Origin of the sequence: Streptomyces sp. NPDC051987, from assembly GCF_040680735.1 — a bacterium.
Lineage (GTDB): Bacteria > Actinomycetota > Actinomycetes > Streptomycetales > Streptomycetaceae > Streptomyces.
In genome coordinates, this window is the sequence record NZ_JBFAXI010000033.1 from 72,085 (window position 1) to 95,153 (window position 23,069).

Consider the following 23,069-nt stretch of genomic DNA (forward strand, 5'->3'; position numbering starts at 1 on the left):
GAAGGCGTACGGGGCCCCCTTGACCCCGTACGGCCTGCGGACGGTGGGGCTCGTCACTGAGAGACCTCGAAGCCCTGCTTCTTCATGTCGGCGACCGTGTCGTCCTGCATGGTCTTCAGGGCGGCCGTGAAGTCTGACTTGTTCTTCGCGGCGGCGCCGAACGCGTCGTTGAAGGACGTGTAGGCGACGTTCACGTCCGGGCCCCAGGCCGAGGGCGCGGTGGTCTTGGCGATCTCGGCGGCCTTGGCGTAGAAGTCCGACTGGTTCGAGAAGTAGTCCGGCGGGGTGGCGAAGGCGCCGCTGGTCTGGGCGTTCGTGGCGGCCGGGTAGATGCCGCTCTCCTTGGCCAGCGCGTTGAGCGCCTCGCCGTCCGTGTTCAGCCAGGCCGCGAACTTGGCGGCGGCCGCCTGGTGCCGGGAGTCGGTGGTGACGGCGGTGGAGGAGCCGCCCCAGCTGCCGGTGACGTTCTCGGACGCGGACCACTGGGGGAGCGGGGCCATCGCCCACTTGCCCTTGGTGTCGGGCGCGGCCGTGGTCAGCGTGCCCGGCGCCCACACCGCGGAGACCCAGGCGATCTGCTTGCCGGTGTCCAGCGCCTTGTTCCACGCCGGGGTGTACATCGGCTGGTTGTCGATGGCCCCCTCCTTGACCAGGCCGCCCCAGAACCTGGCGACCTTCTGGGTGGCCGCGTCGTCGATGGCGACCTTCCACTTGTCGCCCGAGGTGGTCCACCACTTGGCGCCGGCCTGCTGGGCGAGGCCGGCGAAGAGGCCGGAGTCGCCGGCGGAGAACGTGGTCAGGTCGAGGCCGGGCGCCTTCTTCTTCAGCCGGCGGGCGTCCTGGGCGAACTCGTCCCAGGTGGTGGGCACCTTGAGGCCGTACTTCTTGAAGAGGTCCGCGCGGTAGTAGAACATCATCGGGCCGATGTCCTGCGGCACCGCGTACACCGCGCCCGTGCCCAGCGTGACCTGCTGCCAGACGCCGTCGGCGAACTTCGACTTCGCGTCGCCGACCGACTTGGAGATGTCGGCGACCGCGTCGTTGCTGACCAGCGTCGGCAGCGCCTGGTACTCGGCCTGCACCAGGTCGGGACCGTTCTTCGCCTTGTGCGCGGTGAGGATCTTGGTGACCAGCGTGTCGCCGGACGCCTGCTTCTTCACCGTGACGGTGATCTGGTCCTTCTTGCCCTCGCCCTTGTTCCACAGATCCACGACCTTGTCCATACCGGGCGCCCAGGCCCAGTACGTCAGCGAGACCGGACCGGAGTCGGCCTTGCTGTCGTCGCCGGACGAGCCGCAGGCGGCGAGGGCGGTGGCACCGAGCGAGACGGCGACGGCGGTTGTCACGAGGCGGCGGCGCTTCGTGTGCGGCATGGATCTCTCCCCTGACCTGGGCCCCCACGCGTCGCGGGAACCTGCCATGCAGATGGTGTGTGAGCGTTCTCGGACGCGGATCATCGCCCGTCGCGAGTCCGTGTCCTGCTCTGTGAGCGTTCACAGTAGAGAAACATCCCGGACACTTGTCAATGGTTGTTGCTGTGCGGTTATGTTGGGCTCACGCCACGATCGTTGTGTGTGAACGTTCCCAAATGATCGATAAAACGGGAGAGATCCATGCCGGACACCACCCCCAAGGGCCTGACCAGGCTCGCCTTCGGCGGGGACTACAACCCCGAGCAGTGGCCGGAAAGCGTCTGGCACGAGGACGTCCGGCTGATGCGCGAGGCCGGGGTCACGATGGTGAGCGTCGGGATCTTCTCCTGGGCCCTGCTGGAGCCGGCGCCGGGGGAGTACGACTTCGCCTGGCTCGACCGCGTCCTGGACCTGCTGCACGACAACGGCATCCGCGTCGACCTCGGCACCCCCACCGTGGCACCGCCCGCCTGGTTCTACCGCGCCCACCCCGAGGCCCTGCCGGTGACCGCGGAGGGCGTGCGCTACGAGTTCGGCTCACGCGGCGCCATCTGCCACTCCGACGCCGACTACCGCGCCGCGGCCGCGAACATCACCACCCGCCTCGCCGAGCGCTACGGCGGCCACCCGGCGCTCGCGCTGTGGCACGTCCACAACGAGTACGGCGTCCCCGTCTCGGCCTGCTACTGCGACTCCTGCGCCGCCCACTTCCGCCGCTGGCTCGCCGACACCTACGGCAGCGTCGACGCCGTCAACGAGGCCTGGGGCACGGCCTTCTGGGGCCAGCACTACACCGACCTGGCGCAGATCAACCCGCCGCGCGTCACCCCGACCGTGGTCAACCCCGGTCAGGCCCTCGACTACAGGCGGTTCGCCGACGCCACCGTCCGGGAGAACTTCCGCATGGAGCGGGACATCCTGCACCGCCTGGCGCCCGGCGTCCCGGTGACCACCAACTTCATGACCGCCCTGAGCCAGTGCGACTCCATGGACTACTGGGCCTGGGGCCGCGAGGTCGACCTGGTCACCAATGACCACTACCTCATCACCGACGGCCGCCGTACCCACGTCAACCTCGCGATGGCCGCCGACCTCACCCGCTCGGTGGCCGGCGGCGCCCCCTGGCTGCTCCTCGAACACTCCACCTCGGGCGTCAGCTGGCAGCCCCGCAACCCCGCCAAGGCGCCCGGCCAGATGGCCCGCAACTCCCTGGCGCACGTGGCCCGCGGCTCCGACGGCGCCCTGTTCTTCCAGTGGCGGCAGTCCCGGCGCGGCGCGGAGAAGTTCCACTCCGCGATGCTCCCGCACGGCGGCACCGGGACCCGGGTGTGGCGCGAGGTCGTGGAACTCGGCGCCGCCATCGACTCGCTGGCCCGGATCAGGGGCACGCGCACCCGGGCCGACGTGGCCGTCCTGTGGGACTGGCAGTCCTGGTGGGCGCAGAACCTCCAGTGGCGGCCCAGCGAGGACCACGACCCGCGCGAGCGCGCCGACGCCTTCTACGAGGCCCTGTACGACCGTCACCTCACCGTCGACTTCGCCCACCCGGAAAGCGACTTGTCGGCCTATCCCCTTGTCGTCGTACCGGCCCTCTACCTGATGACGGAGGCGGCCGGGGACAACCTTCGCGAGTACGTCGAGAACGGCGGCACCCTCGTCGTCTCGTACTTCTCCGGGATCGTCGACGAGCACGACGCCGTCCACGCGGGCGCCTACCCCGGGCCCCTGCGCGAGACCTTGGGCCTGACGGTCGAGGAGTTCTCCCCGCTCCTGGAGGGCCGGCGGGTGCGGCTGACCGGCCCCGACGGCTCCGAGCTGACCGGCGACGTGTGGACCGAGTTCGTCGTCCCCGGTGCCGCCGAGACCGTCTGGAGCTATGCCGACGGTCTCACCGCGGGCCGCCCGGCCGTCACCCGGCACGAGCTGGGGGAGGGCACCGCGTGGTACGTGTCCACGCGCCTGGACGCGCACGGCCTGGACACCCTGCTCGGCTGTGCCGCCGAGGACGCCCGGATCGCGCCCCGCGCCGAACTGCCCCGCGACGTCGAGGTGGTCCACCGCACCGGTGAGTCCGGCGAGTTCCTCTTCGTCATCAACCACACCGCCACCGACGCCAAGGTGCCACTGGACACGCACGGCACCGAACTGCTGACGGGCGAACGCGCCGCGGGCCGGCTGGCGGTCCCCGCGGGCACCGTCCGGGTCGTACGGCTCGACGGCTGAGCCGGCGCGCCGGACCGGCCGAGCCGCGGGTCCGGTCCCGCCGAGACTCCCCTCCGCCCGTGAGTGCCACGAGAGCCGCGGGCGGAGGGGCCTCCTCCGGCCCGGCCGGAGGACACCCCTCCCCAGTCACGTCGAAGGGACGACGGACGATGATGTTCCATCCCGGACGCACCATCAGAGCCCTGCTGCTGCCGCTTCTGGCCGGGCTCGCCCTCACCGCCCTGCCCGCCCGGACCGCCCAGGCGGCGAGCACCCTCACCAACGGCGGCTTCGAGTCCGACGGCACGGGCGTGGCCACGCCCGCCGGCTGGTCGGAGTACGGCGACACGGGCGCCTCGTACACCGAGTCCGGTGGCCACAGCGGCAGTTACCGCCTGAGCCACTACTCGGCCGCCGCCTACAAGGTGGAGACCTACCAGTACCTGTCGGGTCTGACCAACGGGAACTACACCCTCACCGCCTGGGTCCGCTCCAGCGGCGGCCAGAACTCCGCCTACATGTCCCTGAAGAACTGCGGGAGTCCGGAGCAGCGGACCGACCTGCCGGTGTCCACCGGCAGCTGGGTGCGGATCGTCACCTCGGTCGCGGTCACCGACCACCAGTGCACGGTCAGCGTCTACTCCGACGCCCACGCCGGCAACTGGATCAACGTCGACGACCTTACCTTCGCGTCCGGCTCGACGGGCCTGCCCGTCAAGGGTGCTGACATCTCGTCACTGGCCAAGAGCGAGGCGAAGGGCGGGGTCTACCGGACCAGCTCCGGCACCACCGGGGACGCGGTCACCATCCTGAAGAACGCCGGCATGAACTACGCGCGCCTCAAGGTCTGGGTCAACCCGGCCGACGGCTACAACGACAAGGCGCACGTCCTGGCCATGGCCAAGCGGATCAAGGCGGCCGGCATGAAGCTGCTGGTCGACTTCCACTACTCGGACACCTGGGCCGACCCGGGCAAGCAGACCAAACCCGCCGCCTGGTCCGGGCACTCCTACAGCCAGTTGAAGGCCGACGTGTACAACCACACGTACGACGTCCTCAACGCGCTCAAGTCCCAGGGCACCACCGCCGACATGGTCCAGATCGGCAACGAGATCAACGGCGGCATGCTCTGGTCCGAGGGCTCCACCGACAACTGGTCCCAGCTCGCCGGCCTGATCAACTCCGGCTACAGCGCCGCCAAGGCCGTCTCCTCCGCCACCAAGGTCGCCCTGCACCTGGCCAACGCGGGCGACGACGCCACGGTCCGCTGGTGGTTCGACAACGCCCGGACCTACGGCATCGACTACGACGTGATCGGCCTGTCGTACTACGGCTACTGGCACGGCTCGCCGGCCGCCGCCCAGACCACCCTGGACGACGTGGCCGCCCGCTACGCCAAGCCGGTCTTCATCGCCGAGACCGCCTACCCGTTCACCCTCGCCCAGGACGACTCGCTGGAGAACCAGATCGACACCAGCAGCGAACTGGTCACCGGCTACCCGGCCAGTGTGGCCGGCCAGCTGGCCTGGATGAACGCCGTCGCGAGCATCGTGGAGGCCGTCCCGAACGGGCGCGGACTCGGCGTCTTCTACTGGGAGGCGACCTGGACGGCCGTCACCGGCAACGGCTGGGACCCGACCGACGCGACCTCCGGCAACGGCTGGGAGAACCAGGCCCTGTTCGGCTACGACGACAAGGCACTGTCCTCCATGGCCTGGTTCAGCCACCGCTGAACCACCACTGACGGGGGCCCGGCCGTAAGGGGACGGCCGGGCCCCTCCGCCCTGTCCCGGACACCCCCGGTGGGGCAAGCCCTCGACCGGCCGATCTCGTACGGCCGTTCGATCTCGGACATCGCGCCCCGACCCCCTCACGGCGGCGCTTCGGCTGCGGGACAGTGGGAACAGACACTGCGAGGAGGCAGGGACGGAGGCCGGTCGGATGCTGAGGAACGCCGCGAGCGCAAGCCGCCTGGAGATCCTGGACTGGCTCAAGGACCCGGCGGCCCACTTCCCGCCCCAGCGCCATGCCGACCTCGCCGAGGACGGTGTCACCGTCCGTGCCGTCGCCGCCAAGCTCGGGGTCTCCCGCCGGGTCGCCGGCACCCATCTGGCCCTGCTGGCCGGGCTCGGCCTGCTGCGCACCAAACGCATCCGGCACCGCGTCTACTACCGGCGCGACGAGATCCGGATCGCCGAGGTGGCCCGGATGTTCGAGAAGGGCTGGTGAGACCCGTTCGGCCTGCCACCATGGGACACATGGACCGACCCACGCGCCTCGTCCCCCTCCACTACGTCGCCGTCGGCGGCCGGGGCCCGGAGGACGTGGTCACGGACCCGGACGGCCGGGTCCTCACCGGCGTCGAGGACGGCCGGATCCTCCGCCTGGACGGACTCGGCGACCCGGACACCGCCCGGGTCCGCACCCTCGCCCGGACCGGCGGCCGCCCGCTCGGCCTCGACCTGCTCCCGGACGGCGACCTGCTGGTCTGCGACGCGGAGCGCGGCCTGCTCCGGGTCGGCCTCGCCGACGGCGCCGTCCACGTCCTCGCCGACACGGTCGAGGGGGAGCCGCTGCGGTTCGCGAGCAACGTGGTCGCCCTGCCCGACGGCACCGTGTACGTCACCGCCGCCAGCCGCCGGTTCCCCCTCGACCGGTGGATCGGCGACATCGTGGAGCACAGCGGCACCGGCCGGCTGCTGCGCCTCGCGCCGGGTGCGCGCACGGCCGAGGTGGCCTGGGAGGGGTTCCAGTTCGCCAACGGCCTGACGGTGAGCGGCGACGGCAGCTTCCTGGTCGTCGCCGAGACCGGCGGGTACCGCCTCACCCGCTACTGGCTGACCGGCCCGCGGGCCGGCCGCGCCGAGTTCTTCGCCGAGCTGCCCGGCATGCCCGACAACATCTGGCGCGACGGCGACCTGATCTGGGTCGCCCTCGCCGGCCCGCGCAACCCCCCGCTCGACCTCCTCCACCGCACCCCGCCCGCCGTCCGCCGGGCGGCCGCCCGTGCCGCCGTGCACGCCCCCTACCGGCCCGTCGGCTCCATCGCCGTGCTGGCCCTCGACGACCACGGCCGGATCGTGCACCACCTGGCCCGCCGCAACTCCGGCTTCCGCATGGTCACCAGCGTCTGCCGGACCGGCCGCCACCTGGTCCTCGGCAGCGTCTGGGAGCCCGGCGTCGCGGTCTGCGCGGCCCCCACCGCGAAGTGACCGCCGGGTACGCCCGGCGGTACTCTGGGGCACCCGTCAGGGGGCGGTGCCGAACAGGAGACGTACGACCATGACAGCCCCGGAAGCCGAGAGCCTCCGAGTCCAGCCGACCCCGCGGCGGCGGCCCGAGTGGCGCGGCCAGGGCCCGGTCGTCGCGGTGGTCGCCGCCGGCGGCGCGCTCGGCGCCGTGGCCCGCTACGCCCTCGCCCTCGCCCTGCCCACGGCCGCCGGGGGATTCCCCTGGGCGACCTTCTGGACGAACGTCATCGGCTGCGCCGTGATCGGCGCGTTCCTGGTCCTGATCACCGAAGGGCTCCCCGCCCACCGCCTGGTCCGGCCCTTCTTCGGCACCGGCGTCCTCGGCGGCTTCACCACCTTCTCCACCTACGCCGTCGACATCCAGAAACTGGTCGACCACGGCCGCCCCGCCGTCGCCCTGGCCTACCTCGCCGCGACCCTGTGCGCGGCGCTCGCGGCGGTGTGGTGCGCGGCCGGCGCGACCCGCCGCGTCCTCATCCGGAGGCAGCGATGACGAGACTGACCGGCCGCGCCCTGCGCCTGACCGTCTACATCGGCGAGGACGACTCCTGGCACCACAAGCCCCTCTACACGGAGATCGTGCACCGCGCCCACCGGGCCGGGCTCGCGGGGGCCAGCGTCTTCCGGGGCGTCGAGGGCTTCGGCGCCTCCTCCCGCATCCACACCTCGCGGCTGCTCTCCCTGAGCGAGGACCTGCCGGTGGCGGTGGTCGTCGTGGACACGGAGGAGCGGGTGCGGGCGTTCCTGCCGCAGCTCGACGAACTGGTGACCGAGGGACTCGTGACCCTGGACGACTGCGAGGTCATCCGGTACGTCGGCCGGAACGAACCCGGCGAACCCGGCGAACCCGGCGAATCGGATGCGAAGGGTAAGAACTCGTTGTGAACTGGCTGTTGGTGGTCCTCGGCGCCATGGTCGGTGCTCCGCTCCGCTACCTCACCGACCGTGCCGTCCAGGCCAGGCACGACTCCGTCTTCCCCTGGGGCACCTTCGTGGTCAATGTCACGGGTTGTCTGGTTCTCGGCCTCCTGACCGGTGCGGTCTCGGCCGGCGCCGCGAGTGCGCACCTCCAGCTGCTCCTCGGCACCGGGCTGTGCGGGGCGCTGACGACGTACTCGACGTTCTCCTACGAGACCCTCCGGCTGACCGAGACCGGCGCCGGGCTCTACGCTGCCGCCAACGTCGTCGCGAGCCTCGCGGCGGGTCTCGGGGCGGCCTTCGCCGGGGCGGCGATCGCCCGGACGGTGTGGGCCTAGGACTTGCTTCACACCCGCCCGTTGTAAGACTGTCTACAGCACTGTCGACCAAACTCTGCAGAACTGGATCCCATGAGCGCCATCTCCGTCGGTCAGGCCGCCGTCCTCGGTGTCGTCGAGGGGGTGACGGAGTTCCTTCCCGTCTCCTCCACCGGCCACCTCAAGATCACCGAGGGGCTCATGAACATCCCCGTCGACGACAAGTCCGTCGTCGGGTTCTCCGCCGTCATCCAGGTCGGTGCCATCGCCGCCGTGCTCGTGTACTTCTTCAAGGACATCAAGCGGATCGTCTCCGCCTGGTTCCGGGGCCTCACGAACAAGGAGGAGCGGTACCACCACGACTACAAGTTCGCGTGGTGGGTCATCTACTCGACCATCCCGATCGTCCTGGTGGGCCTCGCCGCGAAGCCGCTGATCGACGGACCGCTCGGCTCCCTCTGGGTGGTCGGCGGCTCGCTGATCGCCGGTTCCGTCGTGATGTGGTGCGCGGACCAGATGGGCCGCCACAAGCGCGGTGAGGACGACACCTCCTTCAAGGACGCGATGCTGGTCGGCTGCTCGCAGATCCTCGCCCTGCTCTTCCCCGGCTTCTCCCGCTCCGGCGCCACCATGTCCACCGCGCTCATCCTGGACCTCGACCGCGTGGCCGCCACCCGGCTCTCCTTCTTCCTCGGCATCCCGGCCCTGACCGGCGCCGGTCTGTACGAGCTCAAGGACGCCCTGGGCGCGGGCGTGGGTGCCGCTCCGCTCGCCGTCGGCACGATCGTCTCCTTCGTCGTCGCCTACGCCTCCATCGCCTGGCTGCTGAAGTTCGTCGCCAAGCACTCCTTCAACGCGTTCGTGATCTACCGCATCGTCATCGGCCTGGCTCTGTTCGGCCTCCTGGCCGCCGGAACCATCAGCGCCTGAGCGGCCGGGGGGGCGCCATGCCCCCGCCGTCCACCGCTCGGTCACGGGGTGTGATGCCTGCATTCAGGCGTCGCACCCCGTGAATGTTTCCTTTCCCGACGCCTTGACAGCCTCGTCCCGCAACCCGGAACATCTCACCCGTGAACCTGTCAGACAGCCCGACAGCCGGACAGCCCCCGCGGCGCGTGAGCGCCATGGAGGCGGTGCTGGCGCATCTGCGCGGCGCCATCGAGCGCGGCGAGTACGCCGTGGGGGACAAGCTGCCCTCCGAGGCGGAGCTCTGCCGCACCCTGGAGATCAGCAGGCCCGTCCTGCGTGAGGCCCTGCGGGCCCTGCAGACCATGGGTCTGACCGTCTCCAAGACCGGCAAGGGCACCTTCGTGGTCGCGAACGCCGTCGAGGACCCCACCTTCGGCGACTACGCGGCCAGCGACCTGCTCGAGGTCCGCCGGCACATCGAGATCCCGGTCGCCGGGTACGCCGCGCTGCGCCGCACCCCGGAGAACCTGGACCACCTGGCCCACCTGCTCGACCGCATGGAGCGGGAGACGGACACCACAGCGTGGGTCGCGATGGACACCCTCTTCCACCTGGCGGTGGCCGAGGCCGCCCAGAACCCGGTCTTCCGCCGGGTCATCGAGGAGATCCGGGACGCACTGGCGCGTCAGTCGGCCTTCCTCAACGAGCTGGGCGGACGCCGCGAGCAGTCCAACCGCGAGCACCGGGCCATCGTCGAAGCGCTGATGGACGGTTCCGAGACCGACGCCGTGGACGCCATGAGCCACCATCTGGACCGCGTCGAGACCACCCTCACCCACATCGTGCGCCCCGCGCGCACGGTCCAGCACAAGGAAGGCGGAACCGAGGCGTGAGCGAACAGCACCTCAAAGACGAGACGCGCCCCTCGTCCCGTCACGTCGACGCCGGGGACCACGGCTACAGCAAGTCGCTGAAGCACCGGCACGTCAACATGATCGCCATCGGCGGTGCCATCGGCACCGGCCTCTTCCTCGGCGCCGGCGGCCGCCTCGCCGACGCGGGCCCCTCCCTCTTCGTCGCGTACGCGGTCTGCGGGGTCTTCGCCTTCCTCGTCGTGCGGGCCCTCGGCGAACTCGTCCTGTACCGCCCGTCCTCCGGCGCCTTCGTCTCGTACGCCCGGGAGTTCCTGGGCGAGAAGGGCGCCTACACGGCCGGCTGGATGTACTTCCTGAACTGGGCCACCACCGGCATCGCCGACATCACCGCGGTCGCCACCTACACCCACTACTGGGGCATGTTCTCCGACATCCCGCAGTGGGTGATCGCCCTGATAGCCCTCGCCGTGGTCCTCACCGTGAACCTGATCTCGGTCAAGATCTTCGGCGAACTGGAGTTCTGGTTCGCCATCGTCAAGGTCAGCGCCCTGGTGATCTTCATGGTCATCGGCATCTTCCTGCTGGTCACCCAGCACCCCGTGGACGGCGCGACCCCCGGCCCGTCCCTGATCACCGACAACGGCGGCGTCTTCCCGAACGGCCTGCTGCCGATGCTGCTGATCATCCAGGGCGTGGTCTTCGCCTACGCCTCGGTGGAACTGGTCGGCGTCGCCGCCGGCGAGACCGAGAACCCCGAGCAGATCATGCCGAAGGCGATCAACTCGATCATGTGGCGCGTGGGCCTCTTCTACGTCGGCTCCGTGGTCCTGCTGTCGATGCTGCTGCCCTGGAACAAGTACACGGCGGGACAGAGCCCCTTCGTCACCGTCCTCTCCCACATCGGCGTCCCCGCGGCCGGCGGCGTGATGAACCTCGTCGTCCTCACCGCGGCCATGTCCTCGCTCAACTCCGGCCTCTACTCCACCGGCCGCATCCTGCGCTCCATGGCCGTCAACGGCTCCGCCCCGAAGTTCACCGCGAGGATGAGCCGCAGCCAGGTCCCGTACGGCGGCATTCTGCTCACCAGCGGTATCTGTGTCCTCGGCGTCGGCCTCAACTTCGTGGTCCCCGCCGACGCGTTCGAGATCGTCCTCAACTTCGCGGCGATCGGCATCCTCGCCACCTGGGGCATGATCATGCTCTGTCACCTGTTGTTCTGGCGGAAGACCCAGAGCGGCGAACTCACCCGCCCCGGCTACCGGCTGCCGGGCTCCCCCTGGACCGAGATCGTGACGCTGGCGTTCCTCGCCTCCGTCCTGGTCCTCATGTACGCCGACGGCGGCGCCGGACGCACCACCGTGCTCTGCCTGCCGCTGATCGTCGCCGCGCTGGTCGCCGGCTGGTACGCCATCCGCGGCCGCCTCGCGCGCCCGTCCGCAGGAACCGACGCGTGACCCGCGCACCGGTCCGTCCCGACTCACCCGAGACCAGGCAGTGATGTACAGCAGTTCCCCCGCGGCCGCACCCGTGGTCCGTGAACCCCTCCACGCTCCCGTCGCGCACCTCATCCGCGGCGGGGTCGTCGAGGGCATCCACTACGGTTCCGTCGTCGTCCTCGACGCCGACGGCCGGGTCCAGTTCCAGCTCGGCGACATCGAGGCCGCCTTCTATCCGCGCTCGGCCCTCAAGCCCGTCCAGGCCGTGGCCATGCTGCGGGCCGGACTGCCGCTCGACGGCGACCTGCTCTCGCTGGCCGCCGCGAGCCACTCCGGTGAGGAACGGCACCTCGCCGGGACCCGGCGCATCCTCGGCCTCGCCGGACTGACCGAGGCCGAGCTGCGCAACGTCCCCGACCTGCCGTACGGGCCCGCCGTCCGCGACAGCTGGATCCGCGACGGGCGGCAGCCGTCACGGCTCGCCCAGAACTGCTCCGGCAAGCATGCGGCGATGCTGTGGACCGCGAAGCTGAACGGGTGGTCGCTGGACGACTACCTCGACCCGGCGCACCCGCTCCAGCAGGCCATCGCCGAGATCGTCGAGGACCTGACCGGGCAGCGGGTGGCGGCGACGACCGTGGACGGCTGCGGGGCACCGCTGTTCTCCATCTCCCTGCACGGCCTGGCCCGTGCGGTGTCCCGGATCGCGGCCGCCGCGCCGGGCACGCCGGAGGCACGGGTCGCCGACGCGATGCGGGAGCACGCCGAGATGGCGTCCGGCGCGGGGCGCGACGTGGCCGCGCTGATGGCGGCCGTGCCGGGGCTGCTGGCCAAGGACGGCTTCGAGGGCGTGGAGGTGGCGGCGCTGCCGGACGGGCGGGCCGTCGCCGTGAAGATCGCCGACGGGGCGGACCGGGCGCGGGTTCCGGTCGCCGCGGCCGCGCTGGCCAGGGCCGGGGTCGATCCCGGGCTGCTGACCGCGTTCGCGGGTCAGGCGCTGCTCGGCGGTGGGCGGGAGGTCGGGCGCGTGCGGCCCGTCCGTTCGCTGGAGCCGGTTGCGGTTTCGGCGTGCGCCTAGTCGTCCGCGTGGACTTGTGGTTCGGCGGCTGCGGGCCGGGTGTCGCCGGTCGCGCAGTTCCTCCCCCGGCCTTCGGCCGGGGGTAACCCCAGCGCCCCTGACGGGGCGCTCAACCCTCACTCTCTTGAAACAGGACCCATGACCAGTCGTAGCGAACACGATCTGCTCGGTGACCGGGATGTGCCCGGCGACGTCTACTGGGGGGTGCACACCCTGCGGGCGACGGAGAACTTTCCCATCACGGGCATGACGATCTCCGCCTACCCGCATCTGATCGAGGCCCTCGCGGCCGTCAAGGAGGCCGCGGCCCTCGCCAACGAGGAGCTGGGGCTGCTGGCGCCGGAGAAGGCCGCCGCGATCGTGGCCGCGTGCCGGGAGATACGGGCCGGCAAGCTGCACGACCAGTTCGTCGTCGACGTCATCCAGGGCGGTGCCGGGACGTCCACGAACATGAACGCCAACGAGGTCGTCGCCAACCGGGCACTGGAGCTGATGGGGCATCAGAAGGGGGAGTACCGGTACCTGCACCCCAACGAGGACGTCAACCTGGGGCAGTCGACCAACGACGTCTACCCGACCGCCGTCAAGATCGCCACCGTGTTCGCGGTGCGCGGGCTGCTGCGGGCGATGGCCGTGCTGCAGGACTCCTTCGGGCGCAAGGCCGTCGAGTTCCGTGACGTGCTGAAGATGGGCCGCACCCAGCTGCAGGACGCGGTCCCCATGACGCTCGGGCAGGAGTTCTCCGCCTTCGCCGTGATGCTGGACGAGGACCGCAGCAGGCTGGCCGAGGCCGTCGAGCTGATCCACGAGATCAACCTCGGCGCCACCGCCATCGGCACGGGGCTCAACGCGCCCGCCGGCTACGCCGAGTCGGCCCGCCGGCACCTCGCCGAGATCACCGGGCTGCCCCTGGTCACCGCCGCCAACCTGGTCGAGGCGACCCAGGACTGCGGGGCGTTCGTCCAGATGTCCGGCGTGCTCAAGCGGATCGCGGTCAAGCTCTCCAAGAGCTGCAACGACCTGCGGCTGCTGTCGTCGGGGCCGCGTGCCGGGCTCGGCGAGATCAACCTGCCGCCCGTGCAGGCCGGTTCGTCGATCATGCCGGGGAAGGTCAACCCGGTGATCCCCGAGGTCGTCAACCAGGTCGCCTTCGAGGTCATCGGCAACGACGTCGCCATCACCATGGCCGCGGAGGCCGGACAGCTGCAGCTCAACGCCTTCGAGCCGATCATCCTGCACTCCCTCTCGGAGAGCGTCACGCACCTGCGCAACGCCTGCCTCACGCTGGCCGAGCGGTGCGTGGACGGCATCACCGCCAACACCGAGGTGCTGCGGGCCACCGTCGAGAACTCCATCGGCCTGGTCACCGCCCTCAACCCGTACATCGGGTACACGGCGGCCACCGACATCGCCAAGGAGGCCCTCGTCACCGGCCGCGGTGTCGCCGAACTCGTCCTGGAGAAGGGCCTGTTGCCCGCCGAGCGGCTCGCCGGCCTGCTGCGCCCGGAGGTCCTCGCCGGCAGCGGCGCACCCCTCGCCTGACCTGCGCGTACGCACCAGGACCGGCCCGGAGGCACAATGGTGATCATGACAATGACGTCGTCCCGAGCCTTCCTGCCGGTCCTGGAGCGGATCGCCGAGGAGATAGAGCGCACGCCCGGCCGCGGCCGCCCCGCCGACTACATCCCGGCCCTCGCCGCCTGCGACCCGCGGAGCTTCGGCATGGCGGTCGCCGAGCTGGACGGCACGGTCTACGGGGTGGGGGAGTGGCGGCAGCCGTTCTCCACGCAGTCCGTCACCAAGGTCTTCACCCTCGCCCTGGACCTCGCCCGCGAGGGCGACGAACTCTGGGAACACGTCGGCCGCGAACCCTCCGGCAATCCCTTCAACTCGCTGGTCCAGCTGGAGTACGAGCAGGGCATCCCGCGCAACCCGTTCATCAACGCCGGCGCCCTCGTCGTCACCGACCGCCTCCAGACCCGTACCGGGGACGCGGCCGGAGAGCTGCTGGCGTTCCTGCGCGCCGAGAGCGGCAACCCCTCCCTGGACTTCGACCAGGAGGTCGCCGCCTCCGAGACCCAGCACGGCGACCGCAACGCCGCCCTGGCCCACTTCATGGCCTCCTACGGCAACATCGACAACGACGTCCCGGTCCTCCTCGACCAGTACTTCCGCCAGTGCTCCATCAGCGCCTCCTGCGCCGACCTCGCCCTCGCCACCACCTTCCTGGCCCGCCACGGCATCCGCGCCGACGGCACCCGACTGCTCACCAGAAGCCAGGCGAAGCAGGTCAACGCGGTGATGCTGACCTGCGGGACCTACGACGCGGCGGGTGACTTCGCCTACCGGGTGGGCCTGCCGGGCAAGAGCGGGGTCGGCGGCGGCATCATCGCCGTGGTGCCGGGCCGTTGCACGCTCTGCGTCTGGAGCCCGGGTCTCGACGAACGCGGCAACTCGGTGGCGGGAGTGGCGGCGTTGGACAGATTTACCACTTTGACAGGCCTGTCCGTTTTCTAGACCGGGAATGTGGCGCCCCGTAAGGGGCGCGGGGAACCGCGCGACCAGCCACAACGCACCCGCACTCGACAACGCACCACACACAGGTAACAAGCAGGCCGCTCCCAAGAAATCGCCCCGTCGTTTCCCGGCCACCCGCGATTGACACGCTGACCCAGTGTTGGCCATGGCTTTTCCCGTCGATCTTCGCCGCTGCCAGGTACTGGGCCTGGCCGGCACCGCCTTCCTCGCGCTGGGAGGTGAGACAGCCGGCGCCCTGCCGGTGGAGGACCTGCTCGCACCCGGCTCCGTGCAGGCGGCGTTCGGCCTGGTCGGCGTCTACTTCGGCGTCGTGCTGCTGATCGCGGCGTGGCTGCTGCTCGGCCGCCTGGTGCGCGGCGCCGAGCCGCCCAGCCCGCGGCAGCTGCTGCTGGTCCTCGCCGTGTGGGCGGCCCCGCTGCTGCTCGCACCCCCGCTGTTCAGCCGGGACGTGTACAGCTACCTCGCCCAGGGCGCGATGGTCGACGCGCACATGGACGTCTACACCGCGGGCCCCGCCCAGCTCGGCGGCCCGCTGGCCGACCAGGTCGCGCCGGTGTGGCAGAACACCGCCGCGCCGTACGGCCCCGCGTTCATGGGCGTGGCCTCGCTGCTGTCCGGGCTGACCCGCGGTGAACTACCGGCCGGGCTCTTCGGGATGCGGCTGGTCGCCGTGCTCGGCGTCGGCCTGATGGCGGCCGCGCTGCCCCGGCTCGCCCGGCACAGCGGCGCCGACCCCGCGGCCGCGCTCTGGCTCGGCGCGCTCAACCCGCTGGTGCTGCTGCACCTGGTGGCCGGCGCCCACAACGACGCGATCATGCTCGGTCTGCTCGGCCTCGGCCTGGTCGCGGCGCTCGGCCGCTGGCCGGTCCTGGGAGCCGTACTGGTCACCCTCGCGGCGCTGGTGAAGGCGCCCGCCGCACTCGGCCTGCTCGCAGTGGTCGTCGTCCAGGTGCGCAAGGGCCGGAGCCCCGTGCGGGCCACGCTGACCACGGCGATCGCGTCGGGGGCGACGACGGTGGTGGCGACAGCCGTCGCGGGGACGGGGTACGGGTGGATCAGGGCACTCGACACGCCCGTCTCCCCGCACAACTGGGCGCTCAGCAGCCTGCTCGGCCGGGCCACGGGCAGGATCCTCGAACACTTCGGCAGCGGCCTGGCGCCGTTCGCCGTCCCGGCCTGGCATCTTCTCGGGCTCGCGCTCACCGGGGTGACCGTGCTGCTGATATGGGTCCGGCTGCGGCCCCGCCCGGTCTACGCCCTCGGCCTGAGCCTGGCCGCGGTCGCCGCCTTCGGGCCGGCGATCCGCCCCTGGTACGCCATCTGGGGGCTGTTCCTGATAGCGGCCGCGGCGCCCAGCACCTCGGTACGGCACCGGGTGGCGGCCGTCACCGGCGTGCTCGCCCTCGCCGTGCTGCCCAGCGGCGGCCCGGCCGACATCGGCCAGCTTGTCCTGGCCGTCTCCGGCGGGGTGCTCGGCGTCGTCGTGCTGTGGCAGGCCCACCAGGCCGCGCAGGCCCCGGCCGTGGGACGTACCGCATGAGGGGCCCGAGAGCACCGCGCACCGACCGGGGGAGACTGCTGCTCGTCCTGGGCCTCGCCGCCGCCGTGACGGTGTTCACCGCCACCGTGCCGCTGCTGCGCGACTGGTTCGACCTGCGGGTGTACTACGGCACCGTGCACACCTGGGTGCACCACGGTGGCCGCATCTACGACTACCGGGTGCCCGGGACGGCGTACGGCTTCACGTATCCGCCGTTCGCCGCGGTCGGCATGCTGCCCATGGCGCTGGTGGACCTGCGCCTGGCCATCGCGGCCTCGCTGCTGCTGAACCTGGCCGCGCTGGCGTTCGTGCTGCGCGTCCTTGCCGGACCGGGCTGGCGGCGCCTGGGCTGGTACCGGTGGGGGCTGGTCCTGTGCGCGCTGGCGCTGTTCGAGCCGTTGCGGGACACCTTCAGCTTCGGCCAGGTGAACCTGGTCCTGCTCGCCCTGGTGCTCGCGGACTGCTGTCTGCTGCGCAGCGGCCGGGGCCGCTGGGCCGGAGCGGGCATCGGGCTCGCCGCCGCGATCAAGCTCACCCCGGCCCTCTTCATCTTCATGCTGCTGATCGGCCGCAAGTGGCGGGCCGCCGGCGTCGCCACGGCGGTGGCGCTCGCCGCGACGGCTCTCGCGGCCTGCGCGGACCCCGGGGCCTCCCGCTTCTACTGGACGCACGCGCTCTGGGACACCAGCAGGGTCGGCCGGCTCGACTACGTCTCGAACCAGTCGCTACAGGGCGTGCTGGCCCGGCTCGGCCATCCGGACAAGCCGCTGTGGGCGATCGCGGTGCTGCTCACGCTGGCCGTGTGGGCGTGGCGCACCCGCCGGGCCGTGGCGGCCGGCGACTGGACGGCCGCCTTCGCACTCACCGGTCTGGCGGCCTGTCTGGTCAGCCCCATCACCTGGGTGCACCACCTGGTGTGGGTGCTGCCCTCGTTCGTGCTGCTGGCCCGCGCCGGGCACCCGCGGATCGCGGCCGCCCTCTACGCGGCGATGTGCACCAGCGTGGTCTGGCTGTGGTTCGACGACGCCTCGGGCCTCGACGGGTTCCTCGGCAGCAACCTCTACACCTGGATCACCCTGGGCCTGCTGCTGGGCCTGCCGGGCGGTCAGTCCCCTGCCGAGCGCTCACCTGCGGAGCGTTCGCCCCTGAGCCGCCTCGCCAGGGTGAGGGCGCCCGCGCCGAGCACCGCGAAACCCGCGACGACGGCGGTCCGCGACCAGCCGGAGTCGTCCTCGGGCGCCGTGGCCGCCGCCATCGGCACGGTGCTCGGCCCCGGGCTGGGCCGCGGCCTGGGCCGCAGCGCGTCCAGCGAGCCCACCGGGTCGACCCGACCGGCCGCCGCGAAGCCCCAGTCGAGCAGCTGACGGGCCTCGTCGTACACTCCGCCGTCCTGCGGGTTCAGCACCGTGACGACAAGGGTCCGCCCGCCGCGCCGGGCGGCGGCGACGAGGGTGTTGCCGGCGTTGCTGGTGTAGCCGTTCTTGATCCCGATCAGGCCGGGGTACCGCCCCACGCCGTCCTCGCCGGTCAGCAGCCGGTTGGTGTTCTCGATGCCGAACGACCAGCCGGCGCCGTCGGGGAAGCGGGCCTGGGCGGTGGAGCAGTACCGCGCGAAGTCGGGGTTGCGCAGCCCCTCCCGGCCGAACACCGCCAGGTCGAAGGCGGAGGACACCTGCCCCGGCGCGTCGTAGCCGTCGGGGGACACGACGTGGGTGTCGAGGGCGCCCAGTGAGCGGGCATTGGCCTGCATCCGGGTGACCGTGCGGTCCCAGCCGCCGTCGAGCGCGGCGAGGACGTGCACGGCGTCGTTGCCGGAGCTGAGGAAGACCCCGCGCCAGAGGTCGGCGACCCGGTAGGTGTGGCCCTCCTCGACGCCGACCAGACTGCTGCCCTCGGCGACGTCCGCCAGTTCCTCGGAGGTCACCCGGTGCTGGAGGTCCGCGGGCAGGACGGGCAGCACGGTGAGGGCGAACAGGGTCTTCAGGGTGCTGGCGGGCGGAAGCCCCTGGTGTGCGTTGTCGGCCGCGAGCACCTGCCCGGTGTCCGCGTCGGCGACCAGCCAGGAGAGCGCGGAGAGGTCCGGGAGCGCCGGGGCCCCGGGGTGCGGCCGCACCTGCGTGCCGGAGCGGTAGAGCAGTGACGGGCCGGGCACCACCGTCCTCGGGGGCGGCGCCGGGTCCAGCACCGGGGTGCCGGCGGCGGCCGCGCCGGGCGTCAGCGCCAGCAGGCCCGCCAGGCAGACGGAGCAGGTCGTCACCGCCACGCGCCGGGGGAATCGGTCAGGGAATCCGATCGTCATATGATCAACGTAGGAATGCGGGGGGTGTCCGGCGCGCTGTCAGGGCCGGTCGGGCGCCGTGAGCAACCCGGATGCCGCACGCCCGGCCCGGTCCGGGACCGGCGACGGGCGCGCGCCGGGCGTCAGCCCGTCGGCAGGGTCGGCTGCACGCGCCGCAGGAAGGCCGCGTTGTCCGGGGTCTCCCGCATCCGCTCCAGGAGAGTCTCCAGGCCGCCGCCCGGGGTGCCCTCCCGGCCCTGCAGGGCCCGGCGCAGCCCGCGTACGACGGTCAACTCGGCGGGAGTGAGCAGGAGTTCCTCGCGGCGGGTGCCGGAGGGAGCGATGTCCAGGGCGGGGAAGACCCGCCGGGAGGCCAGCTCGCGGTCCAGGCGCAGCTCCATGTTGCCGGTGCTCTTCAGCTCCTCGAAGAAGTAGCCGTCGGCCCGGGAGCCGGTGTCCACCAGGACGGTGGCCAGGACGGTGAGCGAGCCGCCCTCCTCGGCCTTGCGGGCGGCGCCGAAGAACCGCTTCGGGCCGAGCAGCGCACCGGCGTCGACACCGCCGCTGAGGGTACGGCCGTTGGACGCGGCCGCGTTGTTGTGGGCCCGGCACAGCCGGGTCAGGGAGTCCAGCAGGATGACGACGTCCTGGCCGTCCTCCACGAGCCGCTTGGCGCGTTCGACGACGAGTTCGGCGAGGGCGATGTGCTCCCTGGCGGGCCGGTCGAAGGTGGAGGCGTACACCTCGCCGCGCACCGAGCGCCGCATGTCGGTGACTTCCTCGGGGCGCTCGTCGAGCAGCAGCACCATCAGCCGGCACTCCGGGTGGTTGCCGGCGACGGCTGCCGCGAACTGCTGGAGCAGCACCGTCTTGCCGGTCTTCGGCGGGGCCACGATCAGCCCGCGCTGACCCTTGCCGACCGGCGCGAACAGGTCGGCGACCCGTCCGGCGAGCCCGGCGGCGGGGTGTTCGAGACGGATCCGCTCGTGCGGGTGCAGCGGGGTCAGGTCACGGAAGTGACGCCGGCCGCGCAGCTCCTCGGGGGGACGGCCGTTGACGCGCGTGACGTCGGTCAGCGTGCGCCGGTCGCCGCGGACGCCCTCGACGAGGTCGCCGTTGCGCAGGCCGTGACGGCGGATCAGCGCCGCGGGGACCTGCGGATCGGCGGGGGACGGCAGGCAGTCCGGGGCCCGCAGCTGCCCCTTCCCGCCGGCGTCGATGTCGAGGACACCGGTGACGGGCCGGGTGGCGGCCCGGTCCTGCTGCTGTACTGGGGGTTCGAGTGTGGTGGTCATGAGAGGTGGTCCTTTCACGGACGGAAGACATGAGTGAGGGGGAGCGGGCCGCGAGCGGGAGGGCGTGTGCACGGCCTCCGTGCGGCGGGGAACGGCACCTCGGGAACGGTGGCGGGGGCCAGGGCCGCGAGGTGGTGCTGAGAAGCCGGTGAGCCGGTCGGGAAGCGACGGGCGACACGGCTGGAGGAGTGGAACCGGCACTCGGCGCCCGCAGTGGGGCGCTCACACGTGCTGATCGCACTATACCCAGGGTTCCGGAGTCGTCAACCTGACCACGGTCACCGGTATTCCCCGCACTGGTGTCCGGGTGCGGCCCGGGTTCCCGCGCTCCGTCGGTCCCGTGCCCCGTCGGCTCCCGTGCCCGTCGGCTCCCGCGCCTGGCCTGGAAGCGCCCCTGTCCAGCGGTCCGCGGGCGGCTACGATCGGCCGTGTCCGTGCCGTGCCGCCGTCAGGAGTCCTGGTGGAGACTGCCTCCGTGCCACACCGTCCGGATCCCGCGGGCGGCTGCCCGCACGCCGACAACGCCAGGCTGCTGGCGCGCGGTGCCGTGGCGCCGGTGCTCCTGCCCGGTGGTGTCGAGGGCATGGCGGTGCTCGGGCACGAGGCGCTCAGGGAGTTCCTGCAGCATCCCGAAGTCGCCAAGGACGCCCGGCACTTCACCCAGTTGCGGGAAGGTCGCATCCCGGCGGGCTGGCCGCTGCTGACCTTCGCCACCGTGCGCGGCATGACCACCGCCGACGGCGCCGACCACCGCAGGCTGCGCCGGCTGGTCAGCCGGGCCTTCACTCCGCGCCGGGTCGAGGAACTGCGGCCCAGGGTGGAGGAGTTGACCGGCGCCCTGCTCGACGACCTGGAGCGGGCCGCCGCCGGCGCGGACGGCGTCGCCGATCTGCGCCGGCACTTCGCGCTGCCGCTGCCCATGGGTGTCATCGGTGAACTCCTCGGTGTGGACCCGGAGTTCCGTGACCGGCTGCACGAGCTGACCAACCAGGTGGTGGCCACCGACATCGAACCCGCCGAGGCCGTGGCCGCCAACCGGGACCTGGTCGCCGTCCTCGCGGCCGTCGCCGCCGCCCGTGCCGAACACCCCGGCGGCGACCTCACCAGCGCCCTGATCGCCGTCCGTGACGAGGACGGCGACCGGCTCGGCCAGGAGGAGCTGATCGGCACCCTGGTGCTGATGATCATCGCCGGGCACGAGACCACCCTCAACCTGATCACCAACGCGGTCCGTGCCCTGTGCGGCCACCGCGACCAGCTCGAACTCGTCCGCAAGGGGGAGGCGAGCTGGGCGGACGTGGTCGAGGAGACACTGCGCTGGGACGCGCCGGTCAGCTACTTCCCGTTCCGTTACCCGGTGCGGGACCTGACCGTCGACGGCACGGTGATCCCGGCGGGCACCCCGGTCCTGGCCGGCTACTCCGCCGCCGGCCGCGACCCGGCCGCCCACGGTCCGGACGCCGACCGGTTCGACGTCACCCGGCCGGCCCGCCCCGACGCCGTCCGCCACCTCTCCCTCGGCCACGGCGCCCACTACTGCCTGGGCGCCCCGCTGGCCCGCATGGAGGCCACGGTAGCCCTGGAACGGCTCTTCGACCGCTTCCCGGCCCTGGACCTCGCCGTCCCGGAGGACGGCCTCGTCCGGCAGGCCAGCTTCGTCGGCAACAGCGTGCGCGCCCTGCCCGTACGACTGCGCACCCGCCTCCGCGACTGAGGCCCGTACCAGCCGCACGAACGCCGGACGGCGTGTCGCAGGCCTGGGCCGGGGCCCCGCCTGCACGTGCGCACCGGCCGGGCAGGTGCGGCCGGCCACCGGACTCAGGTTCCCCCGCACCGCGCCGCGTGCCTGACGGTCGGTCAGTCTCGGGGTGGTCACGGATGTCCGCAATGGATAACGGTCATGCCCGGCGCGGGACTTGATGCCCGGTTATGCCTTATCTTCACGACATGTCCACGCCACCGCAGCAGCCCGAGTCCACCCCGGAGCCGATCGACCCCCAGCCTCCCGCCGCACCCTCCTCCGCCCCGCCGCCGTCCGGGCAGCAGGCGCCCGCGGTCCCGCCGCAGCCGACCGCCTACCCCTATCCGAACCCGCAGTCGCCTCTCCCGCAGAACCCCTACGCCCAGCCCGCCGTGTCCCCGCAGGTCAACCCCTATGCCACGCAGCCCGGATACGGGTACCCGCCACCGGCAGGGCCGCCGGCGACCGGCCGGAACACGGCCGGGAGAGCCGTGCTGTGGGCCGTCGTGGGCGCGGTGGTCGCCTCCGCGGCCTGGGCGGCCGGCCTCTTCCTGACCGGAGGCTTCGGCACGAGCGCCGACCTGCGCGGCTACCGGGCGCCCGGGAACCTCTGCGCCGGCGCGGACTACTCGTCGTTCAAGGCCGAGTACCCCGTGGACGACTCGGCACCGACGAAGAACGCGATGAAGGACCCGGCGCTGGACGAGAGCTCCTGCAGCCTCAGCCTGAAGAAGACCAGCACCAGCTACGGCGACGCCTACCTCACTCTCCAGCTCGACCTGCACAAGAAGACCGACCCCGCACCGGAGTTCACCGCCACCTGGAAGAACTACGGCGACAGCCACACCGACTACGACGTGACCCCCGTGCACGGCATCGGCGACGAGGCCTACCTGGTCACCCAGGACACCAGCAACGGCTCCACCACCAGCGGTTCCCGGTACGCCACGCTCGCGGTACGGGACGGCTGGACGACGTTCACCATGTACTACAGCGCGTACTTCTCCTCCTACGACAGCGACACCGACCCGCCCAGCCTCGCCGACGTGACCGGCTGGCTGAAGACCGACACCAGGTCCACGCTCCAGCAGCTCAAGGGCTGACGGCCGACGGCACCGAGGCGGCGATCACCGCGGGCTCCACCTGTGGGGGTGCCCTGACGCCCACGGTGGCGTGACAGCGGACGGCGCGGGCGCGACCGCCACGGGACCGCGCCCCGGCCGGGCGCGCGCGGGGGGGTGGCGGGTGTTTGGCGCCCGAGGCCCCGGGCGTCGGGAAC

The 23,069-nt window shown here is 72.0% G+C and carries 19 protein-coding genes and 1 pseudogene; 17 read left to right on the forward strand and 3 right to left on the reverse strand.

The window, feature by feature from the left end:
* Nucleotides 1-53: 53 nt before the first annotated feature.
* Nucleotides 54-1,373: an extracellular solute-binding protein gene (locus tag AB0M11_RS19745; RefSeq protein ID WP_365707094.1), complete on the reverse strand. Its 1,320-nt coding sequence runs from the start codon at nt 1,371-1,373 to the stop codon at nt 54-56.
* A 240-nt stretch (nt 1,374-1,613) separates the two neighbouring features.
* On the opposite strand from AB0M11_RS19745, the gene AB0M11_RS19750 reads away from it, so the two are divergent.
* From AB0M11_RS19750 to AB0M11_RS19820, 15 genes are all read left to right on the forward strand, one after another.
* Nucleotides 1,614-3,635: a beta-galactosidase gene (locus tag AB0M11_RS19750; RefSeq protein ID WP_365707095.1), complete on the forward strand. Its 2,022-nt coding sequence runs from the start codon at nt 1,614-1,616 to the stop codon at nt 3,633-3,635.
* Between the two features lie 152 nt (nt 3,636-3,787).
* Nucleotides 3,788-5,347 (forward strand): glycosyl hydrolase 53 family protein, encoded by a 1,560-nt coding sequence (locus AB0M11_RS19755; RefSeq protein ID WP_365707131.1) that lies wholly within the window; start codon nt 3,788-3,790, stop codon nt 5,345-5,347.
* A gap of 208 nt (nt 5,348-5,555) precedes the next feature.
* Nucleotides 5,556-5,843, forward strand: a complete 288-nt coding sequence (locus AB0M11_RS19760; RefSeq protein ID WP_365707096.1) for an ArsR family transcriptional regulator — start codon at nt 5,556-5,558, stop codon at nt 5,841-5,843.
* 29 nt (nt 5,844-5,872) lie between these two features.
* Nucleotides 5,873-6,826, forward strand: coding sequence for an SMP-30/gluconolactonase/LRE family protein (locus tag AB0M11_RS19765; protein ID WP_365707098.1), 954 nt, complete (start codon nt 5,873-5,875; stop codon nt 6,824-6,826).
* A 70-nt stretch (nt 6,827-6,896) separates the two neighbouring features.
* Entirely contained in the window at nt 6,897-7,358 is a 462-nt protein-coding gene (gene crcB, locus AB0M11_RS19770) for a fluoride efflux transporter CrcB (RefSeq protein WP_365707100.1), read from the forward strand.
* Complete coding sequence (locus AB0M11_RS19775) at nt 7,355-7,750, forward strand: DUF190 domain-containing protein (protein ID WP_365707102.1); 396 nt, start codon at nt 7,355-7,357, stop codon at nt 7,748-7,750. The genes crcB (AB0M11_RS19770) and AB0M11_RS19775 overlap by 4 nt, the downstream gene beginning before the upstream one ends.
* Complete coding sequence (gene crcB / locus AB0M11_RS19780) at nt 7,747-8,121, forward strand: fluoride efflux transporter CrcB (RefSeq protein ID WP_365707104.1); 375 nt, start codon at nt 7,747-7,749, stop codon at nt 8,119-8,121. Before AB0M11_RS19775 ends, crcB (AB0M11_RS19780) begins: the two co-directional genes overlap by 4 nt.
* A 72-nt stretch (nt 8,122-8,193) precedes the next feature.
* A complete protein-coding gene (locus tag AB0M11_RS19785; protein ID WP_365707106.1) occupies nt 8,194-9,030 on the forward strand; it encodes an undecaprenyl-diphosphate phosphatase in 837 nt (278 codons plus the stop codon).
* Between the two features lie 194 nt (nt 9,031-9,224).
* Complete coding sequence (locus AB0M11_RS19790; protein ID WP_365707133.1) at nt 9,225-9,902, forward strand: FadR/GntR family transcriptional regulator; 678 nt, start codon at nt 9,225-9,227, stop codon at nt 9,900-9,902.
* Nucleotides 9,899-11,338, forward strand: coding sequence for an amino acid permease (locus AB0M11_RS19795; protein WP_365707108.1), 1,440 nt, complete (start codon nt 9,899-9,901; stop codon nt 11,336-11,338). The genes AB0M11_RS19790 and AB0M11_RS19795 overlap by 4 nt, the downstream gene beginning before the upstream one ends.
* Before the next feature lie 43 nt (nt 11,339-11,381).
* Nucleotides 11,382-12,398, forward strand: a complete 1,017-nt coding sequence (locus tag AB0M11_RS19800; RefSeq protein WP_365707110.1) for an asparaginase — start codon at nt 11,382-11,384, stop codon at nt 12,396-12,398.
* Nucleotides 12,399-12,536: 138 nt separating this feature from the next.
* Nucleotides 12,537-13,940 (forward strand): aspartate ammonia-lyase, encoded by a 1,404-nt coding sequence (gene aspA, locus AB0M11_RS19805; protein ID WP_365707112.1) that lies wholly within the window; start codon nt 12,537-12,539, stop codon nt 13,938-13,940.
* A 36-nt stretch (nt 13,941-13,976) separates the two neighbouring features.
* Nucleotides 13,977-14,915 (forward strand): glutaminase, encoded by a 939-nt coding sequence (locus AB0M11_RS19810; protein ID WP_365707114.1) that lies wholly within the window; start codon nt 13,977-13,979, stop codon nt 14,913-14,915.
* 166 nt (nt 14,916-15,081) lie between these two features.
* Nucleotides 15,082-16,476: a polyprenol phosphomannose-dependent alpha 1,6 mannosyltransferase MptB gene (mptB, locus tag AB0M11_RS19815; RefSeq protein WP_365707116.1), complete on the forward strand. Its 1,395-nt coding sequence runs from the start codon at nt 15,082-15,084 to the stop codon at nt 16,474-16,476.
* Entirely contained in the window at nt 16,473-17,840 is a 1,368-nt protein-coding gene (locus AB0M11_RS19820; protein WP_365707118.1) for a glycosyltransferase 87 family protein, read from the forward strand. Before mptB ends, AB0M11_RS19820 begins: the two co-directional genes overlap by 4 nt.
* Before the next feature lie 41 nt (nt 17,841-17,881).
* Here AB0M11_RS19820 and AB0M11_RS19825 read toward each other — a convergent pair.
* Nucleotides 17,882-18,775, reverse strand: a pseudogene (locus tag AB0M11_RS19825) (serine hydrolase); the annotation flags it as partial.
* Nucleotides 18,776-18,897: 122 nt separating this feature from the next.
* Nucleotides 18,898-20,049 carry a transcription termination factor Rho gene (gene rho / locus AB0M11_RS19830; protein ID WP_365707121.1) on the reverse strand — a complete coding sequence of 384 codons (1,152 nt, stop codon included), beginning with the start codon at nt 20,047-20,049 and terminating at the stop codon, nt 18,898-18,900.
* Nucleotides 20,050-20,524: 475 nt separating this feature from the next.
* Between rho and AB0M11_RS19835 the strand changes: the two genes are divergently transcribed.
* Both AB0M11_RS19835 and AB0M11_RS19840 read left to right on the forward strand, forming a co-directional pair.
* Nucleotides 20,525-21,763 carry a cytochrome P450 gene (locus tag AB0M11_RS19835; RefSeq protein WP_365707123.1) on the forward strand — a complete coding sequence of 413 codons (1,239 nt, stop codon included), beginning with the start codon at nt 20,525-20,527 and terminating at the stop codon, nt 21,761-21,763.
* 233 nt (nt 21,764-21,996) lie between these two features.
* Nucleotides 21,997-22,893, forward strand: a complete 897-nt coding sequence (locus tag AB0M11_RS19840) for a hypothetical protein (protein ID WP_365707125.1) — start codon at nt 21,997-21,999, stop codon at nt 22,891-22,893.
* The last annotated feature ends 176 nt before the right edge of the window (nt 22,894-23,069 follow it).